At 62.9% G+C, this 22,071-nt stretch carries 23 protein-coding genes and 1 tRNA gene; 3 read left to right on the top strand and 21 right to left on the bottom strand.

What is annotated here, in order from left to right:
• Position 1: 1 nt before the first annotated feature.
• From HG250_RS09635 to HG250_RS09610, 6 genes are all read right to left on the bottom strand, one after another.
• Positions 2 to 907, bottom strand: a complete 906-nt coding sequence (locus tag HG250_RS09635) for a histone deacetylase family protein (protein ID WP_170005067.1) — start codon at positions 905 to 907, stop codon at positions 2 to 4.
• 37 nt (positions 908 to 944) lie between these two features.
• Positions 945 to 1,691 carry a hypothetical protein gene (locus tag HG250_RS09630; protein ID WP_170005065.1) on the bottom strand — a complete coding sequence of 249 codons (747 nt, stop codon included), beginning with the start codon at positions 1,689 to 1,691 and terminating at the stop codon, positions 945 to 947.
• A gap of 5 nt (positions 1,692 to 1,696) precedes the next feature.
• A complete protein-coding gene (gene ispG / locus HG250_RS09625) occupies positions 1,697 to 2,830 on the bottom strand; it encodes a flavodoxin-dependent (E)-4-hydroxy-3-methylbut-2-enyl-diphosphate synthase (RefSeq protein ID WP_170005063.1) in 1,134 nt (377 codons plus the stop codon).
• Between the two features lie 189 nt (positions 2,831 to 3,019).
• Entirely contained in the window at positions 3,020 to 3,532 is a 513-nt protein-coding gene (locus HG250_RS09620; protein WP_170005061.1) for a GNAT family N-acetyltransferase, read from the bottom strand.
• Positions 3,533 to 3,590: 58 nt separating this feature from the next.
• Positions 3,591 to 4,904, bottom strand: coding sequence for a mechanosensitive ion channel (locus HG250_RS09615; protein ID WP_170005059.1), 1,314 nt, complete (start codon positions 4,902 to 4,904; stop codon positions 3,591 to 3,593).
• Between the two features lie 105 nt (positions 4,905 to 5,009).
• Positions 5,010 to 5,924 carry a prephenate dehydratase gene (locus HG250_RS09610; RefSeq protein WP_170005057.1) on the bottom strand — a complete coding sequence of 305 codons (915 nt, stop codon included), beginning with the start codon at positions 5,922 to 5,924 and terminating at the stop codon, positions 5,010 to 5,012.
• Between the two features lie 187 nt (positions 5,925 to 6,111).
• Here HG250_RS09610 and HG250_RS09605 point away from each other — a divergent pair, with 187 nt between their 5' ends.
• Positions 6,112 to 6,810, top strand: coding sequence for a c-type cytochrome (locus HG250_RS09605; RefSeq protein WP_170005054.1), 699 nt, complete (start codon positions 6,112 to 6,114; stop codon positions 6,808 to 6,810).
• Between the two features lie 102 nt (positions 6,811 to 6,912).
• Here the strand turns inward: HG250_RS09605 and HG250_RS09600 are convergent, their stop codons facing one another.
• Positions 6,913 to 7,578: an RlmE family RNA methyltransferase gene (locus tag HG250_RS09600; protein WP_170005052.1), complete on the bottom strand. Its 666-nt coding sequence runs from the start codon at positions 7,576 to 7,578 to the stop codon at positions 6,913 to 6,915.
• Complete coding sequence (locus HG250_RS09595) at positions 7,575 to 8,891, bottom strand: Ppx/GppA phosphatase family protein (protein WP_170005050.1); 1,317 nt, start codon at positions 8,889 to 8,891, stop codon at positions 7,575 to 7,577. The genes HG250_RS09600 and HG250_RS09595 overlap by 4 nt, the downstream gene beginning before the upstream one ends.
• A 187-nt stretch (positions 8,892 to 9,078) precedes the next feature.
• On the opposite strand from HG250_RS09595, the gene HG250_RS09590 reads away from it, so the two are divergent.
• A tRNA-Gln gene (locus HG250_RS09590) sits at positions 9,079 to 9,152 on the top strand.
• A gap of 33 nt (positions 9,153 to 9,185) precedes the next feature.
• Here the strand turns inward: HG250_RS09590 and HG250_RS09585 are convergent.
• From HG250_RS09585 to HG250_RS09555, 7 genes are all read right to left on the bottom strand, one after another.
• Positions 9,186 to 10,250 carry a tyrosine-type recombinase/integrase gene (locus tag HG250_RS09585; protein ID WP_170005048.1) on the bottom strand — a complete coding sequence of 355 codons (1,065 nt, stop codon included), beginning with the start codon at positions 10,248 to 10,250 and terminating at the stop codon, positions 9,186 to 9,188.
• Positions 10,247 to 10,444, bottom strand: coding sequence for a hypothetical protein (locus HG250_RS09580; protein ID WP_170005046.1), 198 nt, complete (start codon positions 10,442 to 10,444; stop codon positions 10,247 to 10,249). Before HG250_RS09580 ends, HG250_RS09585 begins: the two co-directional genes overlap by 4 nt.
• Positions 10,445 to 10,448: 4 nt before the next feature.
• Positions 10,449 to 11,621 carry a phage portal protein gene (locus tag HG250_RS09575; RefSeq protein ID WP_240957042.1) on the bottom strand — a complete coding sequence of 391 codons (1,173 nt, stop codon included), beginning with the start codon at positions 11,619 to 11,621 and terminating at the stop codon, positions 10,449 to 10,451.
• Positions 11,618 to 12,160 (bottom strand): HK97 family phage prohead protease, encoded by a 543-nt coding sequence (locus HG250_RS09570; RefSeq protein ID WP_170005041.1) that lies wholly within the window; start codon positions 12,158 to 12,160, stop codon positions 11,618 to 11,620. The genes HG250_RS09575 and HG250_RS09570 overlap by 4 nt, the downstream gene beginning before the upstream one ends.
• On the bottom strand, positions 12,160 to 13,374 hold the full coding sequence (locus HG250_RS09565; protein ID WP_170005039.1) for a phage major capsid protein: 1,215 nt from the start codon (positions 13,372 to 13,374) through the stop codon (positions 12,160 to 12,162). The genes HG250_RS09570 and HG250_RS09565 overlap by 1 nt, the downstream gene beginning before the upstream one ends.
• 153 nt (positions 13,375 to 13,527) lie before the next feature.
• The gene (locus tag HG250_RS09560; RefSeq protein ID WP_170005037.1) at positions 13,528 to 14,049 is read right to left on the bottom strand and encodes a hypothetical protein; all 522 of its coding nucleotides are present in this window, start codon (positions 14,047 to 14,049) and stop codon (positions 13,528 to 13,530) included.
• 94 nt (positions 14,050 to 14,143) lie between these two features.
• A complete protein-coding gene (locus HG250_RS09555) occupies positions 14,144 to 14,506 on the bottom strand; it encodes a hypothetical protein (RefSeq protein WP_170005035.1) in 363 nt (120 codons plus the stop codon).
• Positions 14,507 to 14,605: 99 nt separating this feature from the next.
• On the opposite strand from HG250_RS09555, the gene HG250_RS09550 reads away from it, so the two are divergent.
• Positions 14,606 to 14,797 (top strand): hypothetical protein, encoded by a 192-nt coding sequence (locus HG250_RS09550; RefSeq protein ID WP_170005033.1) that lies wholly within the window; start codon positions 14,606 to 14,608, stop codon positions 14,795 to 14,797.
• On the opposite strand, the gene HG250_RS09545 is transcribed toward HG250_RS09550, so the two are convergent.
• The 6 genes from HG250_RS09545 to HG250_RS09520 all read right to left on the bottom strand — a co-directional run bounded on the left by HG250_RS09545 (position 14,794) and on the right by HG250_RS09520 (position 22,061).
• A complete protein-coding gene (locus HG250_RS09545; protein WP_170005031.1) occupies positions 14,794 to 16,389 on the bottom strand; it encodes a terminase large subunit in 1,596 nt (531 codons plus the stop codon). The genes HG250_RS09550 and HG250_RS09545 overlap by 4 nt on opposite strands.
• Positions 16,382 to 16,783 carry an HNH endonuclease gene (locus HG250_RS13135; protein WP_170005029.1) on the bottom strand — a complete coding sequence of 134 codons (402 nt, stop codon included), beginning with the start codon at positions 16,781 to 16,783 and terminating at the stop codon, positions 16,382 to 16,384. The genes HG250_RS09545 and HG250_RS13135 overlap by 8 nt, the downstream gene beginning before the upstream one ends.
• Positions 16,776 to 16,997: a hypothetical protein gene (locus HG250_RS09535; protein WP_170005027.1), complete on the bottom strand. Its 222-nt coding sequence runs from the start codon at positions 16,995 to 16,997 to the stop codon at positions 16,776 to 16,778. The genes HG250_RS13135 and HG250_RS09535 overlap by 8 nt, the downstream gene beginning before the upstream one ends.
• Positions 16,997 to 17,146 carry a hypothetical protein gene (locus tag HG250_RS09530; protein WP_170005025.1) on the bottom strand — a complete coding sequence of 50 codons (150 nt, stop codon included), beginning with the start codon at positions 17,144 to 17,146 and terminating at the stop codon, positions 16,997 to 16,999. The genes HG250_RS09535 and HG250_RS09530 overlap by 1 nt, the downstream gene beginning before the upstream one ends.
• Positions 17,143 to 19,221, bottom strand: a complete 2,079-nt coding sequence (locus HG250_RS09525) for an AAA family ATPase (protein ID WP_170005023.1) — start codon at positions 19,219 to 19,221, stop codon at positions 17,143 to 17,145. The genes HG250_RS09530 and HG250_RS09525 overlap by 4 nt, the downstream gene beginning before the upstream one ends.
• Before the next feature lie 314 nt (positions 19,222 to 19,535).
• On the bottom strand, positions 19,536 to 22,061 hold the full coding sequence (locus HG250_RS09520; RefSeq protein WP_240957041.1) for a DUF305 domain-containing protein: 2,526 nt from the start codon (positions 22,059 to 22,061) through the stop codon (positions 19,536 to 19,538).
• Between the last annotated feature and the right edge of the window lie 10 nt (positions 22,062 to 22,071).

Below are 22,071 nucleotides of genomic sequence, written 5' to 3'. Positions count from 1 at the left end.
GTCATCCTGCCGCAGAGCGTGAAGCTTCAGGCTGCGGATACCGGGTGTTCTCCCGCGCCATGGTCAGCATCGATGCCGCATGACGCCCCGCGACGATCTGCTGGTCGGCACCATATCCGCCGCCCAGTGCACTGGCCACTGGCAGGCCGCGCCGGCGCACTTCGCTCACTACGTAAGTGTCCCGCCGGGCCAGACCGTCATCGCTTAGGTTCAGCCGGCCGAGGCGATCGTCCCGGTGCGGATCGACACCGGCCTGATACAGCACGATATCGGGGCGGAATCCGTCGATCAGCACCGGCAGATGCCGCGCCAGTTCGGCGAGGTAAGCCTCGTCTCCGGTGCCGTCGGCCAGTTCGACATCCAGCCCGCTGCGCGCTTTGCGGACGGGGAAATTCTTGGCCGCGTGCATGGAAAAGGTGAATACATCGGCCCGGCCCGCCATCAGGCTGGCGGTGCCATCGCCCTGATGCACATCCAGATCGACGATCAGCACCCGGTCCGCCGCACCTTCGGCAATCAGGCGGTTGGCATTGACTGCCAGATCGTTGAACACGCAATATCCCGCCCCGGTATCATGCAGCGCATGATGGCTGCCGGCGGCGCTGTTCGCGGCATAGCCATGCTGCATGGCAAGCTGCGCCGCCATCCAGGTACCGCCATTCGTATGCCGCACGCGCGAGGCGATGCGCGGCGTCACGGGAAAGCCGATGCGGCGTTCCTTGTCCCGCGGAACGGTCGCGGTGAAAACCTGGTCGACATATTCGGGGTCATGCACCGCTTCGAGCCATTTACGCGGGCAGGGCGGCGGCGCATGTTCGGTGATGGGGTAGCCGCTTTCGCGCAGCGCCACCATCACCAGCGCATATTTGTCGAATTTGAACGTGCCGCTCTCGGGCGGCGGCGCCATGTAATCGGCATGGTGAACGACGTGGAGCAAGGTTGCGTCAGGCGGCAGCGGGAGCGTGCGGGCTGTTCGCTCCGGCATCGGGTACGACAGGGCGGGCACCGTGCCACATCGCGCTGCCTGCCATCGTCGCGAGCACCCCGACGACGATTACGTCGAGCGTCATCAGCGCCCATACGGCGACATCCGGCGCGCCCAGCGCCCATGTATGGTTCAGCCCGTGCCACCTTTGCAGCGGCACCCAGACGATCGCCACGAAAACGAGCAGGCGCAGCGATGCGACCCATCCCGGCAAGCGATAGGCGCGGCGCAAGCTCAGCTTGCTATCACCGGCAAGGGCCAGAACCATGAGGGGCAGCAGCGGCAGAATGGCGAGCGAAAAGGCTCTGTGCACCCACTCGGCCGCATCCGCACCCATGCTGCCTTCCAGCAGCAAGCCGGGAACGATCGAAGCGGCAATCAGGACAACCGCGTACAGCAGGTTCTTCCAGGCAACATCGCGCAAATCCCACCATGCGTCCTTGCGGTTCCGCGTTCCCAGAAAGCGAACGGTGGCAAGGATGGCGAGCAGCACTCCGGCCACCTTGGGATAGCCCCAGGCCATGCGCCGGGGATCGCCCGCCAGCAGGTTGAAGGCTTCGCGGCTTTCGAACATCCCGATCCTGATCTCGACGACATGCTGGATCGCTTCGGGCACGGCAACCAGCGCCGGGACCAGCGGCGCCAGCCACCAGATACGGAACCCGTCTCGCAGCACGGAGCCGAAGCGGGCGAGAAGCTGCCGCACCACGCCTATTCCGCCGCCGCCAACCGCCCGGCATCATTCATCGAATCCTCGATCTCGGCAGCCTTCGCCTCGACCAGATCGACGATGTGGTCGAGCATGTCGGCGCTCTGCACATGATGGTCGGTCACGCCCGACAGATAGACCATGTGCTTGCCCGCGCCGCCGCCGGTGATGCCGATATCGGTCTCGCGCGCCTCGCCGGGGCCGTTGACCACACAGCCGAGGACGGACAGCGACAGCGGCGTCTTGATGTGCTGCAACCGCTCCTCCAGCGCCTGGACGGTGCGGATGACATCGAAACCCTGCCGCGCGCAGGAGGGGCAGGATACCACCCGCACGCCGCGGGTGCGCAGGCCCAGCGCCTTCAGCATCTCGAAACCGACGCGAATTTCCTCTTCCGGTTCCGCTGACAAGGACACGCGGATGGTGTCGCCGATACCCGACCAGAGCAAATTGCCGAGGCCGATGCTGCTCTTGACCGTGCCGCCGATCAACCCGCCTGCCTCCGTGATGCCGAGATGCAGCGGGCAGTCGACGGCATCGGCCAGGCCCTGATAGGCGGCTACGGCCAGGAACACGTCGCTGGCCTTCACCGCGACCTTATATTCGTGGAAGTCATGATCCTGCAGCAGCTTGATATGATCCATCGCGCTTTCGACCAGCGCTTCGGGGCAGGGTTCGCCATATTTTTCCAGCAGGTCACGTTCGAGGCTGCCGGCATTCACCCCGATACGGATCGCGCAGCCATTCGCCTTTGCGGCACGGACGACTTCTGCCACCCGTTCGCTGCTGCCGATATTTCCGGGGTTGATGCGGAGGCAGGCGGCACCGGCATCGGCAGCCTCCAGCGCGCGCTTGTAATGAAAATGGATATCGGCGACCAGCGGCACGCGCGCGGCCCTGACGATCTTGCCGAAGGCTGCCGTGCTTTCCCGATCGGGGCAGGAGACGCGGATGATGTCCGCCCCCGCTTCCTCGCACCGGCGAATCTGGTCGATTGTCGCGCGCGCATCGGATGTCAGCGTGTTGGTCATCGTCTGAACGGTAATGGGAGCATCGCCGCCGACGGGCGTGTTGCCGACCATGATCTGGCGGCTCTTGCGGCGCTCGATGGTGCGCCAGGGGCGGATGGCATTCATGGGTGGGGGCCGTTCTCTGGTTCGGAAGGATCAGGGCAGGGGCACATCTGCTGCGGCCGGAGCCTTGCCGCCGGATGGCAGCGAAGTCGCAGCAGGGTCGCAGCGTCGGTCATCACAGCCGCCTTAACAGGTTCGGAGTGAACTGGGAATTGCCTCCGGTCAGGTGCCTGCGAGCGAATGTAGTGTTCGTTACAGCCGCAGTTCGAACAGGAATTCATCGTCCCGGTGATTGCCTACCCAGAAATCCACATCGGCAATCTTGGTGAAGCCATAGCGCGCATAGAACCGCTGCGCTCCGGGATTGTCGCTGTAAACGGTCAACTGGATGGCGTCCGCATTCCGACGCCTCGCTTCCTCCAGCGTCCAATCCATCAAGGCTGCGCCCAAACCCCGGCCCGTCAGATCGGGCTGCGTATAGAGCTGGCCGAGTGCGATCGGGCTCCGGGCATCGGAACAGGCGGCATAGGGACTGGCAAGGGCAAGCTTGCAGAAGCCGGCGAGCCGCTCGTCCATGATCGCCAGACAGTAAATCCGGTCCGGATGCGCGATTTCGCGGGCGACCACTTCCGGCGCATAGACGTTCTGCAGAAAGCGTTTGAGATCGGGCGTCTGGTAGATATGCCCGAAAGCAGCGACGAAGCTGTCGCGGCCCAGTGCGGCAAGAGATTTGGTATCGTCCAAAGAAGCGGGGCGCAGGATCATGATCCCGCGCCCCTATCTGTATTCAGGCGATGGTTTCAAGCCATCGCTTCGTCAGCGATCAGGCCCCGGGGGGCAGATCGTCGTCGCGGACGATCGGATCGGTCGTCCGCTGCGAAGCGGCGCTGGTTGCCGGCGCCGAAACGGCGGTGCTGCGGCTGCTGCTGCCCGAAGATTTCAGCTTGCTGCGCTCTTCACGCACCTTGCTGTCCATTTCCTCCAGCTTGCGACCGGCCCACTGACGGCCGCCAAGACCGAAGGCGAGCGCTCCGCCGACACCGAAGGCGACCGCGCCTGCGATCACCAGTGCTGCAAACGCCATCTCGATGATGTTCTCGCCCACGCTCATGAAGCGCAGGCCCATGAAGGTGAACAGGATGATGGTGGCCCATTTCACGATCTGTCCGGCAAGGCTGCTTTCGCCTTCGCCGCCCCCGATCATCCGTTCCAGCAGGCGGGCGATCATGAAGCCGATCACGATGACGACCGCGCCGAAGATGATCTGCGCACCCAGTTCGAGCACCGCGTCGAGGATCTGTGTCAGTTCGGGAAACCCGAGCAGGCGCGTTGCCGCGATGGCAAAGAACAGGATGATGGCAATCTGCGCGATGCGGGCGATGATGCTCGTGATGCTGGTGCCTGCCGGCAGGATATCGGTCGAACCGATGGCGCGGTCGACACCCAGGCCGGGCAGGATTTCCTTCAGGATTTCCACGACGAACTTGCTGATCAGATAGCCGATGCCGAGCAGGATGGCCGCGCCGATGATGCGCGGAATGGCATCGAAGATCAATGCGAGCATGTTGCTGGCGGGTTCGGAAATCGTCTGCAGGTCCAAGGCTTCCAGCGCCATGATGGCGACAGGAATGATGATCAGCACGAAAACGATCGTGCCGATGGTCTGGCTGATCTTGTGATTGCCGGTGACTTCGGCAGCGCCGCCGCGATTGACCCATTTGTCGAAATCGAAGGTCTGGAGGGCAGTCACCGTCAGATCACGCAGGATGCGCGCAATCATCAGGCCGATGAAGAAGATCAGCGCAGCGCCGATCAGGTTCGGGATGAAGCCGGCGATGTCGTTCAGCAAACGCTGCACGGGCGCCATGACTGGTCCAAGGTCAAATACGTTGAGCACCGCAATCAGGCCGAACAGCCAGATGATGAGGGCGACGATCTTGCCCAGGCTTTCACCAAGGCTGTGCCCATTGCCGGTGTGGCGCTGGAAAAACCGCACATTGTCGACGAGTTTGGCGAATGCCCATTTCGCCGCCCTGGCCAAGGCCCAGGTGACGATAAGAATGATGATTGCGAGAATGATATTCTCAGCCAGTTGCACTGCTGCATCCTGGTTGAAGCGGTAATTGCCCATGCGCATTATGTTCTCCCCTGAACTTGCGTAACGCGTGCCTAACACAGAGCAACCGTCATTATAAGGGCAGGTTCCCAAAATAAGGGAAGGTTCCCGAACGACTTCGGGGGATCAGGCCAGATCGCGTCCCCGTGCCTGGCGATAGCTGCCCAGAATGCGCAGTTCCTTGCAATGGAAGGCAAGTTCGTCCAGTGCGCGGTCCACCCCGGCATCGCCGGGTGCGCCGATGATGTCGGCATAGAACATGCTGGCGGAAAAGCTGGCGCCTTTCTGGTAACTCTCCAGCTTCGTCATGTTGACGCCGTTGGTCGCAAAACCGCCCATGGCCTTGAACAGGGCGGCGGGAATGTTCTTCACCTCGAAGATGAAGGTCGTGATCGCGACCTCGCCCGCAAGGCTCGCCGGATCGAGCGGTTCGGGCGCGAGCAGGACGAAGCGCGTCATGTTGTCGGCCGCATCCTCGACGCGCCGGTCGACGATCTCAAGCCCGTAAAGATCGGCGGCGATGGCAGGGGCGATGGCGCATAGGGACGGATCGCCCAATTCGGCGACATAGGCGGCGGCGCCGGCGGTATCTGCGTAGCTGAGCGGCACGATGCCGCGTTCCTGCAGGTAATGGCGCGACTGGCCCAGTGCCTGCGGGTGGCTGTAGGCAGCCTCGAACGGGCCGATCGCACCATCGGCTCCGCGCAGGCCCATCAGGGCATGATGGATCGGCATGAAATGTTCGGCCACGATGGCAAGGCCGCTTTCCGGCAGCAGGAAATGGATGTCGGCTACCCGGCCGTGCTGGCTGTTCTCGATAGGAATGATCGCGGAACCGGCGCGGCCATTCTTCACGGCTTCGATGGCGTCTTCGAAACTGAAGCAGGGCAGCGGCAGCGCCTCCGGCGCGAATTCCTGCGCCGCGCGGTGCGAATTTGCGCCCGGCGCGCCCTGCAGGGCGATGGCGCGGGATGGCTCTGCTGCGGCCGCGGCCTGCATCTTTTCGACCATGGCGAGGGCTGGGGCTGGGAAGCTGCGCATGGCGGCCCCGCTAAAGGGGGACCGGCAGCGGGGCAAGCAATATGCCCTTGGCGCGGGCGAAGCGCTGCTCCGGCAGGGCAGCCTCTTGCAACTCGCGGCAGGCCTGACTAGAGCATGCGGCAAATCTGCCCCTGCCGTATGTGCGGCAGGATTCGACGGGCAGGCAAATGTAGAGACGCGATAGATTATGGACGATCGTTTCAACACCGCCGCTGGCTGGGTACTGGGTGCCGCGATCGTGGCGCTGGGCCTTTCCAGCATTTCCTCCCGCTGGTTCGAGACTGAACGGCCCGAGGAGATGGGCTATCCCATCGAAGGTGTCGTCGAGGAAGGCGGCGGGGAAGCCGGCCCGTCGCTCGCCACCCTGCTCGCCAGCGCCGATGCGCTTGCCGGTGAGAAGGTGTTTGCCAAATGCACAGCCTGCCATTCCATCGCGCAGGGCGGCGCCAATGGTATCGGCCCGAACCTGTGGGGCGTTCTCGGCAAGCCCATCGGCAAGCATGCCGCAGGGTTCGCCTATAGCTCGGCCCTGGCCGAACATGGCGGCGAATGGGATTACGAGGCGATGGACGCCTGGCTGAAAAGCCCGCGTGCCTTTGCTTCGGGCACCAAGATGAGCTTCGCCGGACTGTCCAGCGCCGAAGATCGCGCTGCCGTCATTCTGTATCTGCGCGAAAATGGCGGCGGGCCGCCGCTGCCGGAACCCGAAGCCGAACCGATACTGGGAGAGGAAGTGGGCATTGACGGCGCTGCGGAAGGGCCGGGTCCGATCGAGGGCGGCGGCATCGACAGCGCTGCTCAGGCAGCGGGCGCGATGTCCGACGAACAGCCGGTGCCCGGCGCAGGTGCCGCGGTATCGAACAGCGGCACCAAGCCGGGCGAGTGACAGGCGGTTCGGCTGCCGCTTACGCCAAGCCACAGGTCTGAATCAGCCCACCTGTCGCAATGACTGTAAATCACGCGCAATAGCTCTGCGTCCGGCCATGCCTTAAACCTGCGGTTTGCGGCCTTGCGCGATGACATACCATTCCGAACTGCCTTTGCGGCTGGCGGGCGGTTTGGCATGCTTCACGGTGCGGAAATGCCGCTTCAGCAGGTCGAGCAGTTCCTTGTCGGTTCCGCCGGCCAGTACCTTCGCCACGAAGGCGCCATTGGGTGCCAAGGTCTGGATGGCGAAGTCGGCGGCCGCTTCGACAAGGCCCATGGTGCGCAGATGATCGGTCTGCTTGTGACCCACGGTATTTGCCGCCATGTCCGACAGGACCAGATCGGGCGGTCCGTCCAGCGCCTGTGTCAGCATGTCTGGCGCGGCATCGGCCATGAAATCCATCTGCAGGATGGTAACCCCCTCCAGCGGCTCCACTTCGAGCAGATCGATCCCGACGATGGCCGCTTTGGGGGAGATCTTGCGGACCACCTGTGCCCAGCCGCCCGGCGCGATCCCCAGATCGACCACGCGCCTCGCACCCTTCACCAGGGCGAAACGCTCGTCCAGTTCCAGCAGCTTGTAGGCCGCGCGGCTGCGATAGCCGTCGGCCTTCGCCTGTTTGACGTAAGGATCGTTCAATTGCCGTTCCAGCCACCGGGTACTGGACGCGGTGCGGCCCTTCGCCGTGCGGACGCGCTTGTCCGGATCGCTGCGTGAACCTCTCATGCTTCTGCCCTCGCCAGATCGGCATGATCCGCAGCCATGAGGCTGCGCAGGATACCTTCGCGTATGCCGCGATCCGCCACGCCAAGCCGGTCGGCTGGCCAGAGATCGAGAATGCTTTCCAGAATCGCGCAGCCCGCCACGACCAGGTCGGCGCGATCGTTTCCGATGCAGGGCAGGGCGCGCCGCTCGGCCGGAGACATGGCCGACAGCCGGTCGCTGATGCCGCGCATGGATGCCGAGGGGACGATCAGCCCGTCGACCGCACGGCGATCATATTGCGGCAGTTCGAGATGCAGGCTGGCGAGCGTCGTCACCGTGCCGCTGGTGCCGAGCAGGCGGATGTCTTCGCCCCGTGCGGCATCGGCGACCCGCCCGGCGAAGGGCGCGAAGCTGCCCGAGACGAGCCGCCGCATTTCGGCATAGCGGGCAAGGCGTGCATCGCGCGTGTCACCTTCGGACCTGCCGACGGTATCCGTCAGCGAGACGACGCCCCAGGGCACGCTTTGCCAATCGACGATACGCGGCACCGGGCCGCCGGGTTCGATCAGCACGAGTTCGGTCGATCCGCCGCCAATGTCGAAGATCACTGCCTGGCCCGCCCCGCTCTCCAGCAGGACATGGCAGCCGAGCACGGCAAGACGGGCTTCTTCCTGCGCCGAGATGATATCGAGGACGATCCCGGTTTCCTCGCGCACCCTTTCGATGAAGCGGGCCCCGTTCGCCGCGCGCCGGCAGGCCTCGGTCGCCACCGAGCGCGCCAGATGGACGTTCCGGCGGCGCAGTTTCTCGGCGCAGACATGCAGGGCGCCCAATGCCCGGTCCATGGCAATATCGCTCAACCGCCCCGACATGGCGAGGCCTTCGCCCAGCCTGACCACCCGGCTGAAGGCGTCGATCACGGTGAAATCCGGCCCTGAAGGGCGCGCGATCAACAGGCGGCAGTTGTTGGTGCCAAGATCCAGCGCGGCATAGGCCTGCCGCCCGGCGGGCACTCGGGAATGGCCAGCGCCGCCTGCGGCGTTCGGCTTGCGTCCGGCGCCTGCGATCTGCGCCCCGGTGGGCCGATCGCCATCCTGCCCATTTGCGTCGGCGCGACCCCGCTGCTTCGTCTTGTCGGCCTTTCGCGGCCGCTTGCGGTCCGGACGGGGCCCCTTCGACGGGCCGGTTCCGTGCGCCTGCTGCCCCGACTTTTCGGGACGGCGCTGTTTGGGCTGGGAGGGACGCTTGTAGCGGAAATCGGCGACCTTACCCGATCCTGCGCCTTTCTTGCCACCAGCCTTGTCGGTGACGTCCGGCGGAATGGAATCCGCCATATCTGATACTTTCTTTTCCTCCCGCGCAGTTCGCACGGGGACCTGTCGGGAATGCTAGCGCGGCAGCGGCAGCAGGGCAAGGGCAGCCGCAATCGGCAGCGCGCCGGCAAGCGGAGCATCCCGCTGCGGCACCGCGGGCAAAAGTGCCTTGACCCGTTAATTGCCGCACTCTAGAGGCCCCCACGATTGCCCCGTCGTCTAATGGCAAGACTACGGACTCTGACTCCGTCAATCGAGGTTCGAATCCTCGCGGGGCATCCACTTACCTGTCATTTTACCAATACTCCCAATTGGTTAGCGTGATGCATTGTCTAACTTTTCTGCCGGGTTAGACATTTCCTTCCCGTATGCTTTGGCCATTGCGCTATCAGCGCGGGCCGCATTTCCTGTGTCCCCAGCGTAGCGCCGGAACTCGCGAACAGTCTTGTGGCCGGTGATCGCCATGCCTTCTTCGTCGCTGCAATCAGCGTCCCTCAGGCGGCGTGCAGCAGCCTTGCGCAGCCCGTGCGCTGAGCAATGAGGCAGGCCCGCGGCGATGCAGGCGCGCTTGGTCATGTTGTAAAAGCCCTTCGCGCTAAACGCCTTGCCATCCTTGTTTTCCAGCAGCAGCAGGTTGCCCAGCGGCCCCGCTTCCAGTGCTTCGCGTAGCGGCTCGACAACGGGAACATCGACAGCGTTGGAGGTCTTGCTCTGCTTCAAGCGAATGCGACCGCCAGCGATTGCGCTATGGGTCAGAAAGCGCACGTCTCCGCTTCGTTGCGCCCCATAGAGCAGCAACGCAAAGGCCAGGCGGGGTTTAGTGCCCAGCGGGTGCTTAGCTTCGAACAGAGAAAGCTCGTCCTCAGTCCAGCGGTGATAACCTTCGCTTTCAGCCTTAGGCGGGCGAGTGTCCTTTACAGGATCAAACGTGCCCGGCACTATCCGTTCGCGCCGCGCCACGATGAATAGCTGTGCGAGCAGCTTCCTAAGCCTTGTCGCCGCGTGCGGCTTGTGACGCATCGCATTCATCACCCGTTGGATACGCTGCGCATCAAAGTCCCGCATAGGATCATTGCCGAACGTCGATCGGAACCGCTCCAATACGCCGCGATATACCGCTTGCGTTGCGGGTCGCAGGTCGAGGAACGCTGAGTCGCTGTAATATCGGGCTATGACATCGGAAACGCTGCCCGGCCGCACGCGCTCGGCTCCGATTGCCGGTGCTTCTGCTTCCATGCACGCGGCATATTCGCGGGCGAACTCTTTGGTGCCGTAAGGAGCCTTGAAATAGTGCGACGGAAAGCCTTTGCGCCGGAACCTGTAGCGCCGCTTGCCGTGCCGATCCGCAAAGCTCGTCACAAATTCGAAGCGGCTTTTCATGACGCGCCGAACTCGTCTAGCCGCACGTCCAGATCGTCATTGGCAGAAGCCGCCTGTCCCGCCTGCGGGGTCATAGTAAAAGTGAACCCGCCCAGCGGATCGACGCGGCCCTTCAAAACGACGCCGTGAGCCGCGACAGCGCAGGCCATCCGCTCTAAATCGTCTTTCGAGATAAGGGCTTTGCGTCCGGACATGGCTCTATTCTGCCGCCTCCGAACTGCCTTGTGTAGCTTCGCTTCGCGCACGCGGATTCCAGCCCTCGACCTGCCGCACTTCATCAGCATCGAGCACGCCAGTTTCCAGTGCGATCTTGTGCGCGTTCCAGCGGGTTTCGGGATCGCCGCGAAGGAAGCCGGATAGGTCCAGCTCCAGCTCGTAAGGTGCGCCAGTGGCGAACAGCGAACGGGCGAACTCCGCTTCAATCTTGCGTGCCCAGGGTGCGAGGCAGAACGTCGCGAACCAGCGGCCCGCCGTCTCGGAATTGGTAAAAGTGTTGTGGGTGTAATCCCCGACGATCGGCGGCGGCACCTGGAACAGCCTGGCAATTTCTTCCACGCCGAAGCGCCGCGTTTCCAGCAGCTCGGCATCCTCAGGCGATATTTGCGCCGCCTGCCATTCCAGTCCGCCGTCGAGTATCAGCGCACGCCCTGCATTGCTTGCGCCAGCGTGCTTCGCATTGAACTGGTGCCGCAGGTCGTTCTTCTGCTCAGGCGTCATAGTGCCAGGGTGCTTGATTACGCCCGAAGGATTCGCCCCATTGGCGAGAAAGTTGCGAGCGTGCCGGTTCGTCAGTTCCACGCCGGTCACAGTGTCAGCCGATCGCGAAAGCCGCGAAACGCCGATTTTGCCATCATTCGTGCGGTCGCGAAGGTGCAGCACCTCGCCCTCCAGCAGGCGCCGCGAATTGCCCTTGCCGTCAGAAATATCATAGGCAAGCCGTCCGCTGGAAAGCTCTTGCACCGTGACATTGCCCCAGGGGATGAATGACAGGCCGGAAACCTGCCCGCCGCCATTGCGCTCAATTTCGATAAGGCCATTGCCGGTAAGTAGCGCCGATGCAATCCAGTGCTCGATGAGGTCGGGCCAAGTCATCGCACTATTCGGCCCACCGCGAACAAGGCGTGCCAGCGGGTGCATAGGCTGCTCCAATCGCGTGCCGCCGTCGCGCCGGTAAACAAGCGCCGGAACGTAAGCTAGGGCCGACGCAATTGCCGTGGTGCAGGCCAAGACGGTCGAGATATTCTCTGCTGCCCGTGCAGACACGCCAGCATAGTGTCCCGTCATCGGTGCCAGCGCCTGCCAGCTGGGGTCCAGCGGGGAAGCATCATTGCGGCGTTCAAGGCCCATTAGGCTCAATGTGCGTGCGATCATGCCCATTGCCGTGCCTCCGCCAGCCGAAGCGCCCTTGCGCGCTTGTGTGCCCCGTCATGGCGCTGGAGCGCCCTCAGGGCGATTTCCGTGCCTTCATAGGCAGGCCATGCAGAAACGACGCTGATTTCGCGCAAGCCGATCGTGCGCAGCGTGCGGGTGCGTCCCTCCCATTCTTCGCCGCCATCCGGCACGGTGAACCCGAAAGACATTCCGCCCAAATCGCCGCGCTCGGCAAGCGCCAGAACGTCCCGGCCCGCTGCCGTGTCAGGCAGATCGAGCGCGAAGGCCAGGCCGCGCGTGTCCTCTTTCAGCGTGAGACTGCCGGTGCGGGTGCGCCCCAGAACCTTGCCGTGATCGTGGTCGAGCAAGGCCAGAATATCACCAGTCAGCGCAGACCGGAAAGCGCCGGGGGCGATGCGCTCCCGAAAACTTCCCAAGTCTGCCTCAGCTTCAAATGTGGCAGCATAGCCCTCGATGCGCCGCCCCGAAGTGCGAACCTCGCTGGCTGCACGCCGTTCAAGGGTTGCCGCCGCGCTCATTAGACAAGGACTCCCGATGCCTTCACGAAGGAAGCCGGGCGGCGAACGCCGAAGTCCACAGTCGCCATTGCCCGCACCAGAATGTTGCCCTTGGAATAGGCTGTCTCTGCAAACGGGTTCACCAGAATGTCGAGCTGCGACCAGATACCGATCAGCAGATCGTTCCAGTCGCCATAGACCAGCCCGTGCTCGTCAGTGCCTGCACCCAATTCATCGGGTGCCTGATTAGTGAAGTAGGTCGTCTCGCCATGGAAAGTTTCTGCCAAGGTGATCGGGTGCCCATCAGCATCGCGCAGCTTCGTCGCGTCAGCGCGAACGCCGTTGGTCGAAAGGAAGGCCCGCGACGTGCCGACATTCGCAATGTCTGCCGCAGCGATCATGTTTGCCGAAGTCGTGAACAAATCCGTGTCGAATGCCACAGACGGAACAGCAGCGTCGTTCAGGATGCCAAGCGGCTCAGCGCCCGTTCCGCTGCCCGCGATCGCTGCACGGTCGATTTCCAGCGCGATATTGCGGCTCATCATGTTGCGCACCAGCTGCTCGACCTGAGGCGATGACTGCTGGAGCAGTTGCCGCGAAAGCTCGGTGATGACGCCGACGTGATGCGGGGTCAGGGTGAGAGAATCGAAGGAAGCGCCGTCGACCGGCAGCGCCTCATTTTCGTTCACCCAGGCGACGTTAGGCGATCCGGTTTCACGCGGAATGACAACATCGCCAGTCAGGCCGGAAAGCGTTGTCGCGCCCAGGCGGGTGACAATCGCCGTTGCAGTCAGGGCAGACGTGAACAGGTCCGGTCGGAAGTCGGTCGGCGTAACAGTGCCAGCCGTGTCGGTAGTCATGGCTGCACGCTGCTCGAAAGCCTCGGTGGCAACATAGACGCCCTTGGCCGGTGCCCCGGCGCGCTCCGCAAGCATCGCCTGCTCGCGCTCGATCTTGGCGCGATCGGCAACGGGCATTCCAGCACCATAGCGAAGCGTCTCGACAAGGCTCTGGTTGCGCAATTCAGCAAATTCGCCGCCGTCTCGCGTCACCAGCGCACGGCCACTCTCGGCACGTTCCGCATCATCAATCTTGCGCTGGCGTTCCAGCTTGCCATCGAGGGTGCGCAATTCGGTTTCCGCAGCTTCGAAAGCCGCGTTGTCGTCCTTTTCGTGGGCAGTGTTCATGCGGTCCACCAGGGCCGCGCGCTGCTCTAGCAGTTCCGCAGTTTTCATGCTTTCAGTCCTTCTATGTGGCCGGGGCATCGTGCCCCGGCGCTCAGATTGCCCACTGTCTCGCGACGTTGGCCAAAGGGTTCGACATGGAGCAGCGCCGGGCATGCTCCTTCGCCAGCGCCGGGCATGGCGAGCCGGGTCGATCGGCTAAACTCAGTCTTCACGCAGGAAGCCCGCACAAACGCCGATCGCATCGCGATGGATGAAATCGAGCCAGATCAAGCGAGCGCCGTTTCGGTGCATCCCGAACACGTCGAAGAGCGAGATCGAGAGCTTCCCTTCGCCTTCAAGCGGCACCGCAACGATTTTGGTAGAGCGACCGTAGGGTGAGCTAATCAGGACAGTGTAACTGTCGGGATAAAGGCCCGCGTCCAATCGCTCTTTTCCTTCATATTGCTCGCAAACGTAGATCCATTCGCATGCCGAAGAGTAGGCGTCCCCCGGCTTCACGCCCTGCCGCACCAGTTCGGCGGTAGCAGCCAAAGCGAGGACACTCCGCAGGGTCAGCAAGTGTGGAAGGCCATTTGCCGAAGCCTTTGCATCACGGCTTTGCAGCGTAACCTGTTCGCGCTGAAACCAGGAGCGAATGGTGTTGGCCGGAACTTTCGCCGCGACAGCAGCGACGGCCACCGGGAACAGTGCTTCGTCTAGGTTTTTTCGATCTTGAATATTCATTCGGACCTCATGCGTTTGCATGTGGCCTAGCTGATGCAATTGCATGAGGCAAGCGGATAATACCCGATCTCGCCAAAGACCGGGGATAAGTCACTCAGCAGCCGCCGCTTCCACCGCCTGAAATCTCCTGCCCAGAGTCGAAACAGCCTTCGTCCAGGTCCATGTCGTCATCATCGCAGCCGCGATCGTCCACGCTGCTATCGGGATCGCTAATCGGGCAGCCGGGTCCGGTGTCGAGCTGCGCAGATTGTGGCGCGAAAAAGTCATCTTCCACCCGTTCGCATTCTAGATCGGCATCGCCGTCCAACGTGTCCGCCAGATCGATCGCCACCGCGATGAAGCCGTGCAGCTCCGCGCGCGTGAACCGCGACAGGATGCGCGATACGGCAGGCGTGGGGGGAAATTGATACGGGAGGGTGACAGGGCGGAATCCGCCTGTAGGGATATTGGTAGCCATGATTGATCCTCACTTGATCGGTTGTGGTTAGGGGCGGCTCAGCGTTGGCGCGCTGGGTCGTCCTGCTTGGTGTTATGCGACCAGAGGGAGTCTAGGTCAATGTCAGACGATATGAGAATCACGAACTTCCCGGATGCGGGTTCTGTCGAGAGGGTAGCTCTCGACTTGGCGTCTAAAATTGGTGCTTTCGAAAAAGGTGTTCCGAAGAGTCGAGAATACTGGCTCGATCTTTATGAAGAATGCCACCATGTGGTTCGTAACGGCTTTCGGCGTGAAAAGGCGAGCTTCTAAACCCACTCCACGCCACCGCCTGAATAAACCTGCGGCCCTTCGTCTGTAGCGGCGAGGCCGCAGGCCATGATTGCGGAAACAATCCCATCCACCCGATCGAGGCTCTTTGCTTTGGTCGGTTTTCTGTTTCCGGCACTGTCGGTTTCCACGATGACATTGCCCGCCTGCCAGCGCAGCAGCGGGTTATCATTGTGCTGCATCTGCCGGTTCAGCAGCGCCGTTTCGAAGGCATCCACCGCAGCCGCGTAGCTCTTGAAGCCGGGCACAAAGTCCGTCATCGGCAGGTCAATGCCCTCATCGCTCAGCAGCTTCTTCAGCCGTGCCATCTGCCAGCGATCGAAGGCGATCCCTTGCACGTCATACCGGCTGCGAATGTCCGCCAATTGCATCGCAATCGCCAGATCGTCACGCGCATTGCCGACCGTGGTTTCTGCCCATCCCTCAGCAGCCCAGCGATCATAGGGCACGCGATCCGTCTCGACCCGCTTGGCGATCGTGTCAGCAGGAAACCAGTGCCAGGCGAGCAGTTTGCCTTCGTCGGGAAAGTAGAGCGCCAGCGCAGTCAGATCGCGGGTGCTCGACAGATCCAGCCCGCCATAGCACCGCTTGCCCTCCAGCTCGCCAACGTCGAAGGGTTCCGCATTCGCATCCCAGTCCGCCTGTTCGATAAACCTGCCCTCAGCCGCCACCCGCTGATTGAGCTGCAATAGTCTGAAACTTGGGGCGAATGACGGGGAGCGCATCGCCCGCGTTGCCGCGTCGGCAAATTGCTCGTCGTTCAAAAACTCGCCCAAAGCGGGATTGGCTGCGGCCCAGGCTTCGCAATCATCCAGCGCGCAATCATCGGGTGCAGCGTGCAGCTGCGTGTAAACCGTCGACACGGGTTCCCCGTCCAGCATCTCGGAAAAGAAATGCAGATCGTCAGCAGCCTGGGTGCTGATAGTGACGCCTAGCGCGGCCGTCCGCTTGCCCATGCCGGTCGCCAGATTGTCCCACAGTTCCCGGCTGCGCCATTGCGCCACCTCGTCAGCCACCCAGAAGGAAGGGGCGAGGCCGTGCGCCTTGCGAGCGTCGGACGTGAGCGCCCGCCAGATTGAGCCGGTTTCTTCGTCGGTGATTTCCTTTGTTTGGTCGCGAACGTTCACCCGCGCCGCCATCCACGGCGTTGCCTCGATATAGGCCCGCGTCTGCCGATACAGGACGCCAGCCTGCTCCCGATCAAGCGCAGCCGCATAGCATTCGCCATAGGGTTCATGGCACGGCCCTAGCAGGTGCGCCAGCGACAGCCCCGACAGCAGGGCGGATTTACCGTTGCCGCGCGCCACGCTCAGCGCAGCAAGGCGAATCAGGCGCGTATCGTCAGCAGCACGCGGCCCATAGACGCCGCGCACGAATTGCCGCTGGAACTCTAGCAGCTCCAGCTTCTCGCCAGCGCGAAGGCCAGAGACGATCGGTAGGGTTTCCAGAAAGGCGATGACGCGATCCGCCTCAGGCATTCCGTCCTTGTCCCAAGGGTTCGCAGCGATCGCAGCCGCTTCATGCTTCTTGCGAGCAGCACGCAGCCGCTTGTCGCCAGGCCCGCGCTTACCCATCGGATCGGCCCTTTAGGTTGCATTTCGAAACTAACTGATTGTGAAGGAACCCCGGCGCTCTTCTCCCCTCAGCTTTGAGCGATTTCCACGGATGCGCCGCGTCGAGCGGGTTGCCGTCAGCATCGCATCCACGTCGAGGCTTTGCCGATCGAACTGCACCCGCCTCCCTGCCCCGTGCCGTCTTTGCTGAGTGACAGGCAGGGCAGTAGGATCGCAGGCCGTCATGGCCGGGGAAGGGGTTGCCTCCATCACTTATGGGGTGAAGGTGATCGACGGTGTTAGCGATGACGTGCAGCTTTCCCATCGCCTTGCATCCTTCGCAGAACGGGAAGGCAGACAAGTGAGCTTTGCGCAGCCGCTTCCAATTGCCGGTGTTATAGGGCCATTCAGCCATGATCGTCCGCTTCCGGTCCTATCACGGCAATCACGGCAAAGTGTTTGAGAGTGCCGGCCAGCTTTACCGCCCGCGACCGTGGCACTCCCCCATGCCTGAGCAGTCCCTCGATTTCGCGAACTTGCAGCGGACGGGTGCAGGCGTCGAGCACCTGGAGCGCAACCTGTTTGTGCTCTGGCGTCATGCCTTCGACTAGTGTGCGAATGTCGGCCATCACAGACTCCTTTCCAATTCAGTGGCGAGGCGGCGTAAGGCGTGCTCAATCTCGCTGCGGTTTTCGAAGTAGTGCTCGGGGTTCCGCCAGTCGGGGCTGAGCCGTGAAACGTCGCGGGCAATCATGCGAGCGGTGCGGGCCGCGCTCATTGCCTAGCCTCCCATCGTGCAGCGGTTTCGGCGGGTGCTTCGCCTATCCAGCCCTCATCTTCATCAGGGGCGGCGGGCCGATTGGCCGCCCCGGTTATATCTTTAGATATAGGGGGGTTGAAGCGTGCAGGATTCCTGCGGGTTTCGTGCGGGTCGATGCAGGGGGTCGGTGCAGGGGGGGCGGTGCAGATTTCGACCGCTTTTATCCCCTGTTTCATCACCCTATTTGAACCGCGCCAAAGCGGTTGATCGAGCGCAATCTTGTCGGAGTAGATCAGCCGTTCCATGGCATTCTTGAAAGCAGTCTGAGACAGCCCTTTGCCTTCGATCATCGCTGCAAAGACCTTCGGGGCGTAGTTGCTGCCGGGGTTGTGTGAGACTGCCCTTTCCTTCTTTGTCGCGGACTCAAGGCAGCGCATGAATGCAGCGTTTTCGCCGTTCATCTTTATCGTCGCATCCATATCTGCCCGCGTATCGTCCGGCAGGTCGTCGTCGTGCCAGAAAGCGAAGTCGTGCCAGCGGAAGTTGAGCGCCTCGCCCTTCTTTGCATAGTTCGCCTTGCCGACGTTGATCGTGCGAATGTCGGTTTCCAGATCGTGCTCAATTGTGAAGTGAGAGCGAACAGCGTTTAGCCATGCCGTCGAGCCGGAATAGTCGTGTCCGCTCTCGCCAGGCTTTGAACCTTTCGACGGGTGCCCCAGCAGGATGATGGCAGCGCCGGTTTCGCCAGCGAGCCGGTTAAGCAGGTTCACGAATTGCGTCACTTGGCCGCGATCGTTTTCGTTGCCGGTGAACAGGTGCGCCACGTTGTCGAGCAGGACCAAGCGAGAGGAAGTTGTCCTAATCTTCGCCACAAGGCGATTGTAGGCCGCTGCGGGACGCAAAGCACCATCCTGCCCGAATGTTCCGAGCGCGTTATCGAGCCTGCCCCTGAGGCTTACCAGGTGCAGATTGTCGGCAAGAGTCGCCATGGGCACGCCCATAGCTTTGCAGATGTGTTCCTGCCGCCAATGCAGTTCGCGTGCATCATCCTCGCAGGTGACATAGATCGCCGGGGTTTCGTCGACTGGAAGGCGAAGACATTGCATGCCCGCCGCTGCTGCCGTGGCGAGCTGCTGAGCGAGCAAGCTCTTGCCTGCGCTTCCTGCCCCGGTGAACAGCGTCACTTCGCCCCGTGGTGCCAGACGGTCGATTACGAATTGCTTTGCCGTGGCAGGTTGTGTGGCAAGGCTGGAAAGGTCGAGGGATTCGAAGCCATCCGCTTCGCCAGCACGGTCGATCAGTTTGCGCAGGTCCGCCGCAGTGCCGGTCCAATCGAGAATATCGCCAGCGTCGGGCAAGCCGGGTAGCTCTATCAGGTGCGGGGTGCCGCCTGCTTTTTCGACAGCATCTTTCGCCTTTGCCGCTTGTGCTGCCCCAGCTTCGTCATTGTCGGGCAGAATATAGACCGTGCGGCCCTTTACATAGCCGCTGAACTCGAAGCTCTTCCAATCCTTGTGCGAGGTGGCGAGAAAGCCCCAGCCGGCCAGCTTATCGGCTTTCGCTTCGCCCTCAGCCATGAATATCGGCATATCATGTGGCGCTGAAACCAGATCGGGAAGTCTGTAGGGAATGCGATCGTCGCCTTGCCCATTCTGCCATCCTCCCCTGCCGTCCGGGCGATCGAAGCGGAACGTCTTGCCGCGCCCATCATCGCCCGGTTCGATCCGGTGCTTGCGGTAGAGCAGATTTCCGGCCGCATCCTCAAAAGTGAAAGTCGCCACGATCCGCTGCCCAGGCGCAAGGTGCATCGCTCCATCGCTTGCAGGCGATCCTGCCCGTTCCGGTGCGTGCCAGGGAACATTGTCATTGCGGGCCATACGATCGGGCAGAATGCCCTTAGCGCGCAGTTCATCTTTAATTGCCAGCGGGTCGCCGCCGTTGCTCGAATGGATCAGGACGCCATCGGGAGCGCCTGGTGCAAGGCTTGCCCAGCTGCCCCGATCGGCGTTGCTATGCCCCGGTGTCGGGAAGCAAGCGCGATTGCCGCTTACCTCGCCGCCCATAGCGGTTGCGATCTCGCGAAGGTTCGTCATTGCGCCGCCCTCCCGTTGTCGGTAGGCTTTGCAAACTTTTCCGCTCCCTTGGAATTGTGTGCCCTCGATCCGGTTGCCGCCAGATCGGGGGTAATTCTTTTGCGTCGTGGGGGCGGCCAAAGGTTAGACAGCCGGAACGTGTAGCCCGCAGGAAACCGTGGCGACAAAGTGCCGGTTAGACGTTGTAACCTGTTTGAATTACTTGAATTGTTCATGCCCTCGCGGGGCATCCATCATCATCTCACGACTTGTATGCGAACAGGCCGCACCCGTCCAGGCGCGGGTCTGTTATCGGGCGTTCTGTTCTCGTCCGTTCAGAGCCTTTCGGCGATCGTGCGGAGCGTATCGGCCAGCGCTGCACCGCGGCTGCCCGTGTTCGGCAGTTCGCCGGCGGCGCGCATCAGGTCTGCGGCCAGCGCAGAGTCATCCGCTGCTGCCGCGATGCGGAGGTCTGCACGGTCGAGAAGGCTTCGCAATGCGGAAAGCCTTAATTGCGGCAAGGTTCCGTCGCGCTCCATCTGGTCGAGATAGGCACGCGCGACGACGGGACTGGCGGGCCATGAGACGGGAAATTGCTGCTGCGGGTTGAACATCCCGCCCTGGTCCGCAAGGGCGGCGGCGGCAATTTCGGCTTCCGACAGGAATTCGCTCGGCTCAAGCGCCAGCACGTCCAGTCCGCGCGTGATTTCGGTGGCGTAGATGCGGCCAGCGTACCAGTAGGCCGACCAGTACCCGCCCAGCACCGCCTGTTCCGCGCTGATCGGACCGCGATCGAAATAAGCAATCTCGACCGGATTGGCACTGTCGGTGAAATCCACGAGGGAGATGCCGCCCTGATACCACGCCTGCAGAAAGATATCGCGGCCCGGAACCGGAATGATAGAGCCATTATGCGCCACGCAATTCTCGGTTTCGCCTTGCGGCGCCGGCAATTTGTACAGGCTGCGGAATTCAAGTTCGCCATCCACGATGTCGTAAATGGCATCGGCGCCCCAGTTCATCGGGTCGCGTGCCCGGCAACGCGGGCGCGATCCGCCGCCCCATTCGTCGGTAAACAGCACTTTCGAGCCGTCATTGTTGAAAGTGGCGGAGTGCCAATAGGCGAATCCCTTGTCGACCACCTCGTCGATCCGCTTCGGCCTCCGTGGATCGGAGATGTCGAAGATGATGCCATTGCCCGAACATGCACCGGCTGCGATATTGCGGGCAGGGAACACGGTGATGTCGTGGCAATGGTCCGTGCGCCTGGTATCCTGCGTGTTCTCGCCGTGATCGCCGCCGGCCCATAGTCCGGCGAGGCGGCCGGTCGCCTCGTCCGCGAAGACGGCAGGGCTGTCGATGATGCGCGCGTTCCCCGGATCGGCAAGCGGGATTTCCACCACATCGATGCGGAACAATGCGGTGCGGTCGTCGCCGGGTTCGGCCCCGACGCATCCGGCCAGTTCCTCCTCGTCGCGAATGCTGCTGGTGCCGGAGACATAGACCAGCAGATTGCCGCTATCCTGCCGGACCACCGAATGGGTGTGCGACCCCCGGCAGGTCTGCACCTGCCCGACCTGCCGGGGGCGGGTCCGGTCCGCGATGTCGAAGATCCTGATCCCGCGGAAGCGGTCCGCGCTGACATCCCCCGCAACGCCCTGCAACCCGCAGTCGACGCGCCCGCGCGTCTGTTCGACCGACATGATCAGCAGGTCGCCGAGGATGGATACGTCGCCCTGTCCGCCCGGACAGACGACCGAACTGACCAGCGTGGGCAGCCCGTCGGCTCTCAGATCATAGATGTTGAAACCATGATAATTGCCTGCAACCAGCGTATCGCCGGAAAAGGCGAGGTCCGTGTTGGCAAAGTCGAGAAGCGGCGACCGTTCGGAAAACTCCGTCTTGCTTTCCTCCTCACCCCTTTCAGCCGCATCGTCGTCCGCCGATGCTTCCGCCCCCGCTGGCTTTCCCGCAGCCTTCTTCGGCGGAGCAAGTCCCGCCGGATTGGCCGGATCGAAGAAGCCGTCCGGCTTGGGCAGGGCGGCCAGCAGGCGCATGTTGCTGGCCGCTTCACCTGCATCGCGGAAGCCTGCGGCAAGGCCGGCGCGGGGATCGCTGGACAGGCTGGCCAGCACCGCCGTCATGCGCTCGATCTCGGTGGTCTGGTCGTTCGTCACCTCGCTCGTGAATTCGAACAGGCGCGGGTCATAGGCGCTGCCGGGCTGTTCCAGCAGGTCTTCCACCATTTCCACCGCGCCTTCGTGATGGGCGATCATCAGGGTCAGGAACCGGCGGTCGAACGCCGTCCCCTTCGCGCCGCGCAACTCCGCCATCTGTTCGGGTGTGGCCATGCCGCTCATGGCGATCCCTTCCATTCCGGCGTGGTTCATTGCGGCATGGTCCATGCCGCTGTGACCCGCACCGCCATGCACCAGCGCCGCGCCCGCCGCGGGCACGGCCACGCCGCGTTCGCCCAGCCATTCGCGCATGAAGGCAAGCTCGTCCTCCTGCGAGGCGGTAATCCTGCCGCCGAGCGCCACGATATCGGGATTGTTGGTCCGCGCGCCGATCAGCGCCGCCATCTCCACCGCCTGGCGGTGATGCAGGATCATGTTGCGCATGAAGGCGATATCGGCGGGCGAATATCTGGTATCGGCGAGCGCGATGGCCTGTGCCGGGGTGAGCGCCCGGCCATCCTGCCCCGGCGAACCGGGCTGCACGATGGGCGCGGCACCCTGCGTGTTCGCTGCGGCGCCCTGCGCCTGCGCCGGGTTGGTTGCCAGCAACGCCGCCAGCATGCCGGTGCTGGCGGTCAGCCAGGCCCGCGCACGGCGGCGGGTCGGAAAGTCGCGGATCGTCATCGGTCAGGCC

Source organism: Pseudopontixanthobacter vadosimaris (assembly GCF_012979275.1).
GTDB lineage: Bacteria > Pseudomonadota > Alphaproteobacteria > Sphingomonadales > Sphingomonadaceae > Pseudopontixanthobacter > Pseudopontixanthobacter vadosimaris.
Note: the sequence above shows the minus strand (reverse complement) of the source record. Positions and strands in the feature narration are given on the sequence as shown.